10 protein-coding genes are annotated in these 15,293 nt (G+C 31.4%); 6 read left to right on the top strand and 4 right to left on the bottom strand.

Annotated elements, in window-relative coordinates:
• Positions 1–16: 16 nt before the first annotated feature.
• Complete coding sequence (guaA, locus tag ABY298_RS02985) at positions 17–1,549, bottom strand: glutamine-hydrolyzing GMP synthase (protein WP_372744516.1); 1,533 nt, start codon at positions 1,547–1,549, stop codon at positions 17–19.
• Between the two features lie 371 nt (positions 1,550–1,920).
• Between guaA and gyrB the strand changes: the two genes are divergently transcribed.
• From gyrB to ABY298_RS02970, 3 genes are all read left to right on the top strand, one after another.
• Positions 1,921–3,864, top strand: coding sequence for a DNA topoisomerase (ATP-hydrolyzing) subunit B (gene gyrB / locus ABY298_RS02980; RefSeq protein ID WP_372744515.1), 1,944 nt, complete (start codon positions 1,921–1,923; stop codon positions 3,862–3,864).
• Positions 3,865–3,950: 86 nt separating this feature from the next.
• Positions 3,951–4,964, top strand: a complete 1,014-nt coding sequence (locus ABY298_RS02975; RefSeq protein ID WP_372744514.1) for a DUF6588 family protein — start codon at positions 3,951–3,953, stop codon at positions 4,962–4,964.
• Positions 4,965–5,095: 131 nt separating this feature from the next.
• Entirely contained in the window at positions 5,096–6,016 is a 921-nt protein-coding gene (locus ABY298_RS02970) for a malate dehydrogenase (RefSeq protein ID WP_372744513.1), read from the top strand.
• Positions 6,017–6,130: 114 nt separating this feature from the next.
• On the opposite strand, the gene ABY298_RS02965 is transcribed toward ABY298_RS02970, so the two are convergent.
• Positions 6,131–7,807, bottom strand: coding sequence for a formate--tetrahydrofolate ligase (locus tag ABY298_RS02965; protein WP_372744512.1), 1,677 nt, complete (start codon positions 7,805–7,807; stop codon positions 6,131–6,133).
• A 168-nt stretch (positions 7,808–7,975) separates the two neighbouring features.
• Here ABY298_RS02965 and secDF point away from each other — a divergent pair, with 168 nt between their 5' ends.
• The 3 genes from secDF (at position 7,976) to obgE (ending at position 13,284) form a co-directional block, all read left to right on the top strand.
• Positions 7,976–10,981, top strand: a complete 3,006-nt coding sequence (gene secDF / locus ABY298_RS02960; protein ID WP_372744511.1) for a protein translocase subunit SecDF — start codon at positions 7,976–7,978, stop codon at positions 10,979–10,981.
• 131 nt (positions 10,982–11,112) lie between these two features.
• Positions 11,113–12,228: an adenylate kinase gene (locus tag ABY298_RS02955; RefSeq protein ID WP_372744510.1), complete on the top strand. Its 1,116-nt coding sequence runs from the start codon at positions 11,113–11,115 to the stop codon at positions 12,226–12,228.
• Between the two features lie 39 nt (positions 12,229–12,267).
• Entirely contained in the window at positions 12,268–13,284 is a 1,017-nt protein-coding gene (obgE, locus tag ABY298_RS02950) for a GTPase ObgE (RefSeq protein ID WP_372744509.1), read from the top strand.
• A 160-nt stretch (positions 13,285–13,444) separates the two neighbouring features.
• On the opposite strand, the gene ABY298_RS02945 is transcribed toward obgE, so the two are convergent.
• Together ABY298_RS02945 and ABY298_RS02940 are read right to left on the bottom strand one after the other, a co-directional pair.
• Complete coding sequence (locus ABY298_RS02945) at positions 13,445–13,942, bottom strand: hypothetical protein (RefSeq protein ID WP_372744508.1); 498 nt, start codon at positions 13,940–13,942, stop codon at positions 13,445–13,447.
• Between the two features lie 39 nt (positions 13,943–13,981).
• Positions 13,982–15,238 carry a tetratricopeptide repeat protein gene (locus tag ABY298_RS02940; RefSeq protein WP_372744507.1) on the bottom strand — a complete coding sequence of 419 codons (1,257 nt, stop codon included), beginning with the start codon at positions 15,236–15,238 and terminating at the stop codon, positions 13,982–13,984.
• Between the last annotated feature and the right edge of the window lie 55 nt (positions 15,239–15,293).

Genomic DNA, 15,293 nt, shown 5'->3' with positions numbered 1-15,293 from the left:
ATTTTAAAAGGATACATTATTCCCACTCAATAGTTGCTGGTGGCTTAGAACTAATATCGTACACTACTCTATTAACGCCTTTTACCCCATTTATTATTTTGTTTGATGTTTTTTGTAAAAACTCATATGGTAAATTTACCCAATCTGCAGTCATTCCATCGGTAGATTCTACAGCTCTTAACACCACTGCTTTTTCATAAGTTCGTTCATCTCCCATAACTCCTACAGAATTTACAGGTAACAACATTGCGCCAGCTTGCCAAACACCGTCATACAAGCCAGCATCTTTTAAACCTTGAATAAAAATAGCATCTACTTCTTGTAACATTCTTACTTTTTCTGCAGTAATATCACCCAAAATTCGTATTCCTAAACCTGGACCTGGAAACGGGTGTCTTCCTAACAATTCATCATCAATTCCCATAGAGCGTCCAACTCTTCTAACTTCATCTTTAAATAACATTTTTAGTGGTTCAATTATTTTTAATTTCATAAAATCTGGCAAACCACCAACATTATGATGCGATTTTATAGTTGCTGAAGGACCTCCAGATACTGAAACCGATTCAATAACATCTGGATAAATAGTTCCTTGTCCTAACCATTTTACATCTTGAATTAAATGTGCTTCATCATCAAAAACTTCAATAAAAACACGTCCAATTATTTTTCTTTTTCCTTCCGGATCACTTTCTCCAGCCAATTCTTTCAAAAAACGTGCCGAAGCATCAACACCTTTTACATTTAAGCCCATGTGTTTGTATTGATCCAACACATTTTCAAACTCGTTTTTACGTAATAATCCGTTATTTACAAATATGCAATACAAATTATCTCCAATTGCTTTGCTTAATAAGGTTGCTGCAACGGTAGAATCTACACCACCCGATAATCCTAAAACTACTTTATCGTCTCCTAATTTCTCTTTTAATTCAGCAACCGTAGTTTCTACAAAAGAATCTGGTGTCCATGTTTGTGCTACACCTGCAATATTTACTAAAAAGTTTTTTAATATAGTTAAACCATCTTTTGAATGGTACACTTCTGGGTGAAATTGAATTCCGTATGTTTTTTCATCAACTAATTTAAAAGCTGCATTTTTAACGTCGTGCGTACTTGCAATAAGTTCAAAGTTTGATGGTAAATCAAGAATTGTATCACTATGACTCATCCAAACTTGGCTCCCTTCCTCTACATTTTCAAAAAACAATTCATTTTCTTTAATAAAAGAAAGGTTGGCTCTACCGTATTCACGTGTATTAGAAGCGCCTACTTCACCACCAAAATTATGCGCCATATATTGTGCACCATAACACACTCCTAATAAAGGTAATTTTCCTTTTATTTGAGATAAATCTGGATGAGGCGCATCTTCTGCTCTTACAGAAAAAGGACTTCCCGAAAGGATGACAGCCTTATAATCTTCAATATTAAACGATTTGCTATTGTACGGGAAAATTTCACAAAAAATGTTTAACTCCCTAACTCTTCGGGCAATCAACTGCGTGTATTGCGAACCGAAATCTAAAATAAGTACCTGATGTTGCATCCGCAAAAATAATATTATTATTACTATTTAAAATAATTTTAGATACAATTTATTAAAAAATAACACTTTCCCTATAATTTCATCTAATTACAGCATCACAAACTAAAAATATTCCATAATTTAAGATTTTACACCTAAAAACTGACTTTAAAATAGTGCTTTTAAACAACTTTTTGTCTTTTTAAATTTTACCAAACTAACTTTTTTAACAAAAATCTGCAATAAACGCATTTTAACGCGTTTTAAGCGATTATTTTAGTTTTTACCAATTGTTGATAACTTATTTAGCTTAACCTCTTAAAACACCTGTTTTACCATGATGAATGCTTATATTTGTATGTTACACAAAAAAATCAAGTAATTATAAAATTATGAGCGAAGAAATAAATAAGCATAATTATACTGCTGATAGTATTCAAGCCTTAGAAGGAATGGAACATGTTCGTATGCGTCCATCAATGTACATTGGAGATGTTGGAATTAGAGGTTTACACCATTTAGTTTATGAAGTTGTAGATAACTCTATTGATGAAGCAATGGCTGGGCATTGCGATACTATTCATGTAATAATTAACCAAGACAACTCAATATCTGTAAAAGATAACGGTCGTGGTATTCCTGTTGGAATGCACAAAAAAGAAGGTGTTTCGGCATTAGAAGTTGTTATGACCAAAATTGGTGCTGGAGGTAAATTTGATAAGGATTCTTATAAAGTATCTGGTGGTTTACACGGTGTTGGTGTTTCGTGTGTGAACGCATTATCCGAACATCTTAAAGCTACAGTTTATTCTGGTGACGGAAAAATATGGGAACAAGAATATGAACGTGGAAAACCTTTATATCCTGCAAAACCTATTGGAGAAACTACTGAAAGAGGAACTTTAGTAACTTTTACACCAGATCCAACCATTTTTACCCAAACAGTAGAATATAACTACGAAACATTAGCTACACGTTTACGTGAACTTTCTTTCTTAAATAAAACGTTAACCATTACTTTAACAGATAAAAGAGTTACCGATGAAGAAGGTAACCATCCATTAGAAAGATTTTATAGTGATGAAGGATTACCAGAATTTGTTCGTTATTTAGATGCAACTCGTGAGCGTTTAACTTCAAATGTAATATCTATTGAAGGTGAAAAAAATGGAGTTCCTGTTGAAGTTGCAATGGTTTACAACACTTCATATGCAGAGAACTTACACTCTTACGTTAACAACATTAATACTCATGAAGGTGGAACGCATTTAGCAGGATTTAGACGTGGATTAACAGCTACGTTAAAAAAATATGCTGATGATTCTGGAATGTTGAAAAACTTAAAATTTGAAATTGCAGGAGATGATTTCCGTGAAGGATTAACTGCTATTATTTCGGTAAAAGTTGCAGAACCTCAGTTTGAAGGTCAAACCAAAACAAAATTAGGAAACCGTGAAGTTACCGCTGCCGTAAGTCAGGCTGTATCTGAAATGTTACAAGATTATTTGGAAGAAAACCCAAATGATGCCAAAATAATTGTTCAAAAAGTAATTTTAGCAGCAACCGCACGCCATGCAGCACGTAAAGCACGTGAATTAGTGCAACGTAAAACTGTGATGTCTATTGGTGGTTTACCTGGAAAATTAAGTGACTGCTCGGAAACAGATCCAGAAAAATGTGAAATTTTCTTAGTTGAGGGAGATTCTGCAGGTGGTACAGCAAAACAAGGAAGAGATAGAGCTTTTCAGGCTATTTTACCATTAAGAGGTAAAATTTTAAACGTTGAAAAAGCAATGCAACATAAAGTTTTTGAAAACGAAGAGATTAGAAACATGTTTACTGCTTTAGGAGTTTCCATTGGAACTGAAGAAGATCCAAGAGCTTTAAACCTATCTAAATTACGTTATAATAAAGTTGTAATTATGTGTGATGCCGATGTGGACGGTAGCCATATTGCAACCTTAATTTTAACATTCTTCTTTAGATATATGAAGGAATTAATTGAAAACGGACATATATTTATTGCTACACCTCCTCTTTATTTAGTTAAAAAAGGACAAAAAAGAGAATACGCTTGGAATGATAACCAACGTGATATGATTGCCTTAAACATGGGTGGTGGCGCTAGTATTCAACGATACAAAGGTCTTGGAGAGATGAACGCTGAACAACTTTGGGATACAACTATGAATCCTGAATTTAGAACATTAAGACAAGTTACTATTGATAGCTTAACAGAAGCAGACAGAGTATTCTCTATGCTTATGGGCGATGATGTTCCACCAAGAAGAGAGTTTATTGAGAAAAATGCTGTTTATGCAAAAATTGATGTATAATACACTATAAAACATACCGTTTATTTAAAAAATACTGTCAACTGACAGTATTTTTTTTTATATTTACAACCTAAAACCCCTCTATTATGAAAAAATTAACAGTACTTCTTTTTATCGTCTTCTTAAATTTTTCGGCAAAATCACAAGAACTCGAAATTTTATTATTAGCAAATGACGATGCTAGCTTACTATTAAAAAACTATATGTCTCCTGCAATGATTGGAATGCAAAACGGTTTAAATAACGGTTGGTATCACACCGCAAAAACACATAAAAAATTTGGTTTTGATATTACAATTCAAGCAAACGCTGCTATCACGCCAACAAATCAACGAGCGTTTACCTTTAATGCCAATGATTATAAATATTTAAGCATAGACAGTGGCAGCAATACTATAAATACAATTATGGGCGGTGAAAACACTACAAAAATTAGTGTTAGGGTTCCAGAAGCAAACGATTATAAAGTTGCCTCTTTTACTATGCCCGATGGTTTTGGAGAAGATACAGAAAATGCCGTTCCATCTCCAATGGTACAGGCTAGTATTGGATTATTGCCAAATACAGATGTAAGCGTTCGATATTTACCAGAAATTAACTCAGATGATATTTCAGGAAATTTAATTGGATTTGGCGTAAAACATAATTTGATGAAATATTTTGGCCCTTTAGATAAACTTCCATTAAATATTGCAGTTTTAGGAGGATTCACTAAAATGAACGCCACTTATAATGTTCAAAATTCTAGTGGCCTAGAAGGATCAAACCAAGAAGCTGTTTTTGAATTAGATGTTTATACGGTTCAAGCAATTGCTTCACTTGATTTTCCTGTGATTACTATTTACGGAGGATTTGGGTACGATAAAGGCTCTTCATCATTAAAATTAAACGGAACGTATGAATTGGAATACACAATAGAAAGTTCAAACAATACGGTTACCGAATCTGTAACCGACCCAATAAACATGGATTTTGATTCAACCGGAATGAGAGCAACTTTAGGAGCTAGATTAAACCTTGGCTTTTTTAAAATATTTGGCGACTATTCCATTAAAGAATACAACACCGCTACTGCAGGTATTGCCTTTAGTTTTAGATAGTTAAAACCCACAAAAACACAACTATTTTTGCAAGAAACGATTTCGTAGATAAACAGATTAATACCGTCTTTTATTCACTAAATTTTGTTATTTTTACGTCAAAATAAATTATAAACATAATATATAAAAATATGAAAGTAACAGTAGTAGGAGCTGGTGCTGTTGGTGCAAGTTGCGCTGAGTACATAGCTATTAAAGATTTCGCTTCAGAAGTTGTTTTAATTGATATTAAAGAAGGTTTTGCTGAAGGAAAAGCAATGGACTTAATGCAAACTGCTTCTTTAATGAGTTTTGATACAAAAATTACAGGTGTAACAAACGATTATTCAAAAACAGCTGGTAGTGATATCGCAGTAATTACAAGTGGTATTCCAAGAAAACCAGGAATGACTCGTGAAGAATTAATTGGAATTAACGCTGGTATTGTAAAAGCTGTATCTGCAAGTTTAGTGCAATATTCTCCAAACATTATTATAATAGTTGTTAGTAACCCAATGGATACTATGGCATATTTAGCTCATAAATCTACAGGATTACCAAAAAACAGAATTATTGGTATGGGTGGAGCTTTAGATAGCGCTCGTTTTAAATACCGTTTAGCAGAAGCTTTAGATTGTCCACAATCTGATGTTGACGGAATGGTAATTGCTGCACATAGCGACACAGGTATGATTCCTTTAACTCGTTTAGCTACAAGAAACAGTGTTCCTGTATCGCAATTTTTATCAGAAGAGCGTTTAGCTCAAGTTGCTGAAGATACCAAAGTAGGTGGAGCAACTTTAACTAAATTATTAGGAACTAGTGCTTGGTATGCTCCAGGTGCAGCTGTATCTTCAATGGTTCAGGCAATTGCTTGTGATACTAAAAAAATGTTCCCTTGTTCAGCCTTATTAGAAGGTGAATATGGATTAAGCGATATTTCATTTGGTGTACCTTGTATTATTGGTAAAAACGGAATTGAAAAAATAGTAGAAATTGAATTAACAGCTGCTGAAAAAGCACAATTTGCTGCAAACGCAGAGGCTGTAAAAGCTGTAAATAACTTATTGTAGTAAAACAGTTTAATACATAAAAACGCTTCAGAATATAAATTCTGAAGCGTTTTTTTATGTTCTTTTATTTAAAAACTTACTTCAATAACGTTTACTCTAACAATTAAATGGCAATTAAGACAATCCAGAAATAACGCCATTTTTATCAATACTCATTGTTTCAGAAGCAGGATGAGCAGGTAATCCTGGCATACGCATCATTTGCCCTAAAATAGGAATTATAAATTTAGCACCTGCAGCAATTTCAATTTCTCTTACAGTTACCGTAAAACCAGTTGGCCTGCCAACTAAAAACTCATTATCTGAAAAAGATTTTTGGGTTTTTGCAATACAAATGGCAAAATCATTAAACCCTAAACGCTCTATTCTTTTTAAATTTAATTTTGCTTTTTTATCAAAATCTACTTTATCTGCTCCATAAATTTCTTTCGCAATAGTTTCTATTTTTTCTTTTACCGGCGCGTTCCAATTATACAATGGCTTAAAATGTGACACATTTGATTCTACAACTTCAACAACTGCTTTTGCTAAATTTTTGGTTCCTTCACCTCCTTTTGCCCAACCTTCAGAAACTACCGCTTTCACATTTAACTCAGCACACTTTTCAATTATAAAATCTATTTCGGCATACGTATCATTGGTAAAAGTGTTTACAGCTACAACTGGTTCAATATTAAATTTTCTAATATTTTCAATATGCTTTTCTAAATTACAAATACCTGCTTTTACATAGGCCAAATTAGGAAAATTATATTCATCTTTTCTTGCGCCACCATGATGCCTTAACGCCCTAATTGTAGTTACAAGTACCACAGCTTTAGGATGCAACCCTGCAGCAACACATTTTATATTTAAAAATTTTTCTGCACCCAAATCAGCTCCAAAACCAGCTTCAGTTACAACATAGTTAGACAGTGTTAATCCCATTTTAGTAGCTAAAATAGTATTTGTTCCTTGGGCAATATTAGCAAAAGGACCTCCGTGAATAATAGCAGGATTTTCTTCTAAGGTTTGGACTAAATTAGGTTTAATGGCTTCTTTTAACAAAATAGCCATTGCATTTTCGGCTTTTAAATCACGAGCAAAAATTGGTTTTTTATCAAAAGTATATCCTACAAAAATATCTCCTAGTCTATTTTTTAAATCTTCAAAATCAGTTGCCATACATAAAATAGCCATTACTTCAGAAGCTGGTGTAATATTAAAACCTCCTTCTCTTGGCACTCCATTTGATGGTCCTCCTAATCCAATAATAACATTTCTAAGAGCTCTATCATTCATATCAATCACTCGTTTCCACAAAATAGAGCGCGAATCAAGTCCTAAATTATTAGTATCACTTTGCAAATTATTATCAATTAATGCCGCTAATAAATTATTTGCTTTTTCAACAGCATTAAAATCTCCTGTAAAATGAAGGTTAATATCTTCCATTGGAACAACTTGAGAATAACCACCACCAGCAGCTCCACCTTTCATTCCAAAAACAGGCCCTAAAGATGGCTCTCTTAAAACAACGGTTGCCTGTTTTCCAATTTTATTTAAACCTTCGGTTAATCCAATGCAAACAGTAGTTTTTCCTTCACCAGCAGGGGTTGGAGTGATTGCAGTAACTAATATTAAATTGTTTTTTTTAATTTTTTCATCATCAATTAAATGTAAAGGAAGCTTTGCTTTATACTTCCCGTACATCTCTAAATCATCTTCTTTTAAGTGTAATTTTTTAGCTATTTTTTTAATATGAATTAACTTTTTATTTTGAGCAATTTCAATGTCAGATAAAACTTTCATGGAGATAATATTTAGCAAGCAAATATATAAAAATCAAAAGCCTTTAATATGATTTTTGTCAAAGTGTTAATTAATACTTATAAAAGCACAAAAAGAATTGTTAGTTCCTATTTGAAATTATATATTTGCACGTTTATTACAAATGAATTTTATATTAAATTAATTAAAATGCAAAACAAAGGACTTATAAAATTATTCGCTATTCTTTTCGGATTAGTAAGTTTATACCAATTATCATTTACTTGGTTTACAAATGGTGTTGAAGATAAAGCAAAAATGTATGCTGAATCAAAATCAGACGACGGTAAGGAAATAGCAAATTTCGAAAGAGTTTATTTGGACTCGGTTGCTAATAAACCTGTTATAGATTTAGGTTTTGCTCAGTTCAGTTACAACGACATTAAAGACAAAGAATTAAATTTAGGATTAGACCTTAAAGGTGGTATTAATGCCATTTTACAAGTATCTGTAAAAGATATCTTAATTGGGTTATCTAACGATTCTAAAAATCCTGTTTTTAACGAAGCGTTAGCTAAAGCAACTGAAGCACAAAAAAATAGTGATAAAAATTTCTTAGATTTATTTTTTAACGAATTTGAAAAATTAAGCGCTGGAAAAGTTAAATTAAGTGATCCAAGTATTTTTGGAAACAAATCTTTAAGAGATAAAATTAACTTTAAATTAACCGACGCTGAAGTAAAACCAATTATTGAAGCTGAAATCTCAGGATCTATCAATACTGCTTTTGAGGTTTTACGTAGTCGTATTGATAAATTTGGGGTAACTCAACCAAACATTCAACGTATTGGTAACTCTGGTCGTATTTTAATTGAATTACCTGGAGCAAAAGATATAGACCGTGTAAAAAAATTATTACAAAGTACTGCAGAATTACAGTTTTGGGAAGTGTACTCTAACCAAGAAACTGCTAATTTCTTTATTACAGCAAATTCAATTGTAGAAAATCATTTAAAGGCAGAAGCAAAAGAAGCTGGATCAGATGTTGATACCACAGCTGCAAAAACAGATTTAAATGATTTATTAGGAGAAGTTTCAGATTCTATAGCAAACAAACAAGCTGCAAATTTATTTACAGTTTTAACTCCTAGTATACCTCAATCAGAAAATCAAATTTCTTCAGTAATTGCAACTGCTAAAGTAGCAGATACTGCAATGGTAAATAAATATTTAGCTATGAAAGACGTTAGAGCTGCCTTGCCTAACGAAATGAAATATGCTAAATTTCTTTGGGATGCTAAATCGTTCACTTCTACTGTTTCAGCTACAAATGAAGCTTTTGAATTAATTCATTTATATGGAATAAAATCAAACAGAGAAGATGTTGCGCCAATTGAAGGTGATGTAATTGATGATGCTAGCCAAGAATACGGACAAACTAGTAAGCCAGAAGTTAGTATGACAATGAACGCTACTGGTACAAAACAATGGGGAAAAATGACCACTGAAAATGTTGGTAAATTTGTTGCCGTAGTTTTAGATAATTATGTATACACTGCTCCTTCTGTAAATACTGCTATTACTAATGGTAGAACTTCTATTTCTGGTGGAAGTATGACTGTTGTAGAAGCGCAAGATATTGCAAACGTATTAAAAGCTGGTAAACTACCTGCTGCTGCTCATATTATTCAATCGGAAGTTGTTGGGCCATCTTTAGGTCAACAAGCAATTGATGCCAGTTTAAGTTCATTTGGACTAGCTTTATTAATTGTATTAGCTTGGATGATTTTCTATTATGGAAAAGCTGGTGTATTCGCTAATGTTGCTTTAGCAGCTAACTTATTATTCATCTTCGGAATATTAACTGCTTTTGGAGCCGTTTTAACATTGCCTGGTATTGCTGGTATCATTTTAACAATTGGTATGGCAGTAGATGCTAACGTAATTATCTTTGAAAGAATAAAAGAAGAATTAAATACTGGTAAAGGTTTAAAAGCTGCTATTGAATACGGATTTAGTTACAAAGGTGCATTCTCTGCAATTTTAGATGCTAACGTAACATCAATGTTAACAGGTGTTATTTTATATGTATTTGGTACTGGACCAGTAAAAGGTTTCGCTTATACATTAATGGTTGGTATTGTTACCTCATTATTTTCAGCAATTTTCATCACTCGTTTATTAATTGATTGGTATGCTGGAAAAGGAAAATTATTTACATTCAATACAGGTATTACTAAAAACTGGTTTACAAATATTGATGTTGAATTCCTTAAAAAACGTAAAATTGCATATGTAATTTCTTCCATATTAATTATTGTAAGTTTAGGATCATTATTTTCTAATGGACTTAACTACGGAGTAGATTTTGTTGGAGGTCGTTCTTATGTTGTTAAGTTTGACAAAACTACTAGCGCTTCTGACGTTTCAAGTACATTAAAAGATGTTTTTGGAGATGCTCCTGAGGTTAAAACTTATGGTGAAGCAAGTCAATTAAAAATTACAACAAAATATAAAATTGATGAAGAAGGAAATCATATTGATGATGAAGTGCAAGCTTTATTATACACTGGTTTAAAATCTTATATCTCTTCTGATGTAAGTTTAGATGAATTTAAACCTGGATATGATGGTGATAAAAAAGTAGGAATTATGAGTTCTATTAAAGTTGAACCAACAATTGCAGATGATATTAAAACAGCTGCAGGATGGGCAATTTTAGGTTCGTTATTAGTAATTTTCTTATATATCTTATTCCGTTTCAGAAAATGGCAATACAGTTTAGGAGCTGTAGTAGCATTGTTCCACGATGTTATTATAGTAATTGGTATTTTCTCTTTATTCTACAAAGTTTTACCTTTTGATATGGAAATTGGACAATCATTTATTGCCGCCATATTAACGGTATTGGGTTACTCTATTAACGATACGGTAATTGTATTTGATAGAATTCGTGAATTTGCAGGGACACATACTTCTTGGAAATTCTCAACTGTAATTGATAAAGCGTTAAGTACTACATTAGGTAGAACCATAAATACATCATTAACAACATTAGTTGTATTAATTGCTATCTTCTTATTTGGAGGAGATTCAATTAAAGGATTCATGTTTGCATTAATTGTTGGTATTGTTGTTGGTACATATTCTTCTTTATTTATTGCATCACCAGTATTATATGATACAGTAAAAAAATTAGATAAAACTAAAAAATAATAATCATTGAAATTTATTTCAAAAACCGTTTTGATACGTCAGAACGGTTTTTGTATTTCAAATTAGCAAAGAAATTGTAATTCTATCAAAACTTTCTAATTTGATTCTTACATTTGTAACAAAGCATAAAAATGAGCATAATAAAACTACACGACAAACATTTTAAAACGTATATCTCAGCAAAAAAAATTGATGAAGCTATCGATTCTCTTGTTGCGCAAATTTCTAATGATCTAAAAGATGAAACACCAGTATTTATTGGTATTTTAAACGGATCATTTATGTTTGTAGCAGATTTTGTACGAAAATACAATTACAATTGTGAAGTCTCATTTGTTAAATTGGCCTCATACGAAGGAACAAATTCTACGGGAAAAATTAAACAATTAGTTGGAGTTAACGAAAATTTAGAAGGAAGAACAATAGTTATTCTAGAAGATATTATTGATACCGGAAACACCCTTCAAGAAATATATGAAATATTTAAAGACAAAAATTTAAAACAACTTAAAATAGCCACGTTGTTTTTTAAACCAGATGTTTTTAAAAAAGAATTACCTATTGATTATATTGGGATTCCAATTCCTGACAAATTTATAGTTGGCTACGGCTTAGATTACAACGGTTTTGGAAGAAATTTAGCAGATATATACCAACTTACATCACAACCAACTATGAAAAATATTGTTTTATTCGGCCCTCCAGGTGCTGGAAAAGGTACACAAGCAGATTTATTAAAAGAAAAATACAACCTTAAGCATATTTCAACTGGCGATGTATTTAGATTTCATATAAAAAATGAAACTGAACTAGGTATATTGGCAAAATCTTTTATGGATAAAGGAGATTTAGTACCCGATGAAGTTACCATTGATATGCTAAAAGATGAAGTTAATAAAAATCCAGGTGTACAAGGTTTTATTTTTGATGGATTTCCAAGAACAGAATCACAAGCCATTGCTTTAGACGAATTTTTAACTGAAAAAGGTGAAACAATCAGCGGAATGATTGCTCTTGAAGTTCCAGAAGATTTATTGGTACAAAGAATTTTAGAAAGAGGAAAAACAAGCGGAAGAAGTGATGATCAAGACGAAGATAAAATTAGAAATCGTTTTAATGAATACAACACCAAAACTGCAATTTTAAAAGACTATTTTCAAGCTCAAAATAAATATTTTGGCGTAAATGGTGTTGGAGAAATAAAAGACATTACTGTACGATTAAGTACCGTTTTTGATAAATTATAACAACGTATAACAAACTGTAAAAGCAGAAAATAGGAAATAATGGTTGAAGGAAATTTTGTAGATTATATTAAAATACACGCTAATTCTGGTAAAGGAGGACGTGGTTCTGCGCATTTACATAGAGAAAAATATGTTGCTAAAGGTGGTCCTGATGGCGGTGATGGCGGAAGAGGTGGTCACGTAATAGTACGTGCTGATAAAAACTTATGGACATTATATCATTTAAAATTTAAAAAACATTTTAAAGCTGAACATGGTGGAGACGGAAGCGCCTCTAGAAGTACAGGAAAAGATGGTGAAGATGTTTATATTGATGTACCCTTAGGAACTATTATAAGAAATGCCGAAACACAAGAAATTCTTTTTGAAATTACTACCGAAAATACAGAACAAATACTGTTAGAAGGTGGAATGGGTGGTTTAGGAAACTGGAATTTTAGATCTTCTACAAACCAAACTCCTCGCTATGCTCAACCTGGTATTGATGCTCAAGATGGTTGGTTTCAATTAGAATTAAAAATTTTAGCGGATGTTGGTTTAGTAGGGTTTCCAAATGCTGGAAAATCTACTTTACTATCTGTTCTTACAGCGGCAAAACCAAAAATTGCAGATTACGCATTTACAACCTTAAAACCAAACCTTGGAATTGTTGAATATCGCGATTTTCAAACATTTGTAATGGCTGATATTCCAGGTATTATTGAAGGTGCAGCTGAAGGAAAAGGTCTTGGGCATCGCTTTTTAAGACATATAGAACGAAATTCTATTTTATTATTTTTAATTCCTGCTGATTCAGATGACATTAAAAAAGAGTATCAAATTCTTTTAAATGAATTGGAACAACACAATCCAGAATTACTTGATAAAAGTAGATTATTAGCCATTTCTAAATCTGATATGTTAGATGAAGAATTGAAAAATGAACTAAAAAAAGAACTTCCAGAAGGTATTGATGCATTATTTATTTCATCAGTTGCTCAACAAGGTCTTACAGAATTAAAAGACAAGCTTTGGAAAATGTTGAATGAAGACGATAATAGCACTTTACATTCGTAAAAAAATCATATTTAAGTTTATAAGAAAAAAGTTTTAAGATAATTATTTTAAAACTTTTTTTTATAGATTAATTTATTTCAATCCCTGTAATAATTAGTAGTTCAATTATTAATCAGCCAAGTTTTATAATCCTTATTTCGTATAAAAATACCAGCATTCTCTATTCAACCACCACTTGCAAACATTCGTTTGTTAAAATAATTGGCAATGTAAATTCAGTAGTTACAGGCATCGCTCTTTTTATAGCTGGTTGCAAAGTTGGTAATTTTTGTAAACTTATTTTTACTAAACTATCAAACGTTGGTAATAGCTCTTTTGTTTTCTCAGAAATTTTAATTCCAGAAAGACTTGTAACACCTAAATTATCCACTTTTAATTTTACTAAAACAGTATCATTCACAATATCTTTTGCGTTTAATTGATGCTCTTTTAAAGCTGCATAAATATGTTGAGACATTTCCATTTGAAAGCAAATTTGCTGTTTTTCTCTAGATGGAATATGCTCGCAATTTGGAAATAATGGAAAAGCATCCACCGTATTAAAATCTACAATAGTATCAACAGCAATAATGGTTTCACTTTTCGATTTATGATCGAAATAAGCACAAGAAACCACAAAAAAGGCACCAAATAATAGGCTAAAAAATTGCTTTAACATAGTTGTTTATTTCACCACGTGAAAATACAATAAATTCTGTTAGTCAACAATTTCACCTTCAAGAAAGTATTGTTTTTTTATTTCTTTAATTCTTCCTTCGGCATAAGTAGTCATAATTTCATCATTTCTTTTAAATTTAGCAACAAATTGTTGAAACCTCTTTAAAGCCATTTTTTTATCTTCATAATATAGGTCAGAAGTCGTTGCCAATTCAAATAAGGCTTTATAGTTTTTATAATTGTTTTTATAAGCTTCTTCAAAATCATCAATAGCTTCCTTTAAATTATTTTTCTGTTTATGTATAATTCCCATTAAAAGATATTGCCTATCTATGTCTGGTTTTGCAGTAAAAATTGAAAATGTAAGATAATGTTCAGCCTTTTCATAATCCTTTTTATCATAATATAACGTTGCTAAACGGTAATAAATAGTATAATCATTTGGGTCTAACCTAATAGCTTTTTTAAAGTACGTTTCGGCTAAATCAAACTCTTGTAAATTATAATAACACATACCTGCCATTTCATAAGTACTAACTGAAACATAATTTAAACTATCCAATTTTTTTAAATATGTTAAGGTGTTTTTAAAATCTTTGGCAAAATATAAATCATTAGCTTTTAACTGATTAAAATTAATATTGTTAGCATCAATTTGTAATCCTTTATTTATAAATAATGTAGTGGAATCTTGAAAACGTAGGGTTTTAAAAAATTTAGCCAATTCAAAAATACTTTTTAGGTGTAATGTATCTAATTTATAGGCGTTTAAATAACTTTGTCCCATTTCATTAAACTTGTTTTGCTTGTCTAAACACTCCCCAATTTGGTATGGATAATTTGGATTTAAAGTATCTTTACGTTGTAAAAACCGAAATAATTTCTCAGCTCTTTTTGGTTGATTTTGAGATACATACAATTTCCCTAAACTATTTGCAACCAATAAATTTGAAGTATCTTTTACTAGTAAGTTTTCATAAATCCCCATAGCTTTTGATGTTAATCCAATAGCTAAATACAATTGTGCTAATTTTACTTTTGCCGTTTCACTATTTTCTAATTTAAGTGCTTTGTTTAAATAACTTAGCGCTTTGTTTTCATTACCTACGGATTGATAAATACTCGCTGTTTTTTCAAAAATTGCAAAGGTTTTTGGCTCACTATTTTCTAAAAGTACTAATGCTTTTTGATAATTCCCTTTTAATAATAAACTATCTACAACCGCAAAAACCGAAGATTGTGCTTCGGTTTTTAATGGAACTAATACTAGCAATAATATAATTATAATCTTTTTCATAGGATTTTAATATTATTTATTTCAACCATATAATTATAACCCCATTCTCACCTCT

Origin of the sequence: Lutibacter sp. (assembly GCF_041596795.1) — a bacterium.
Taxonomy (GTDB): domain Bacteria; phylum Bacteroidota; class Bacteroidia; order Flavobacteriales; family Flavobacteriaceae; genus Lutibacter.
The sequence above is the reverse complement of the archived record's forward strand: the minus strand, read 5'-3'. Positions and strand labels throughout refer to the sequence as shown.

Coding starts and splice junctions, on each gene's coding strand:
- ABY298_RS02945 (WP_372744508.1), bottom strand. CDS start 13,942: ATGTTAAAGCAATTTTTTAGCCTATTATTTGGTGCCTTTTTTGTGGTT.
- obgE (WP_372744509.1), top strand. CDS start 12,268: ATGGTTGAAGGAAATTTTGTAGATTATATTAAAATACACGCTAATTCT.
- guaA (WP_372744516.1), bottom strand. CDS start 1,549: ATGCAACATCAGGTACTTATTTTAGATTTCGGTTCGCAATACACGCAG.
- secDF (WP_372744511.1), top strand. CDS start 7,976: ATGCAAAACAAAGGACTTATAAAATTATTCGCTATTCTTTTCGGATTA.
- ABY298_RS02970 (WP_372744513.1), top strand. CDS start 5,096: ATGAAAGTAACAGTAGTAGGAGCTGGTGCTGTTGGTGCAAGTTGCGCT.
- ABY298_RS02940 (WP_372744507.1), bottom strand. CDS start 15,238: ATGAAAAAGATTATAATTATATTATTGCTAGTATTAGTTCCATTAAAA.
- ABY298_RS02975 (WP_372744514.1), top strand. CDS start 3,951: ATGAAAAAATTAACAGTACTTCTTTTTATCGTCTTCTTAAATTTTTCG.
- ABY298_RS02955 (WP_372744510.1), top strand. CDS start 11,113: ATGAGCATAATAAAACTACACGACAAACATTTTAAAACGTATATCTCA.
- ABY298_RS02965 (WP_372744512.1), bottom strand. CDS start 7,807: ATGAAAGTTTTATCTGACATTGAAATTGCTCAAAATAAAAAGTTAATT.
- gyrB (WP_372744515.1), top strand. CDS start 1,921: ATGAGCGAAGAAATAAATAAGCATAATTATACTGCTGATAGTATTCAA.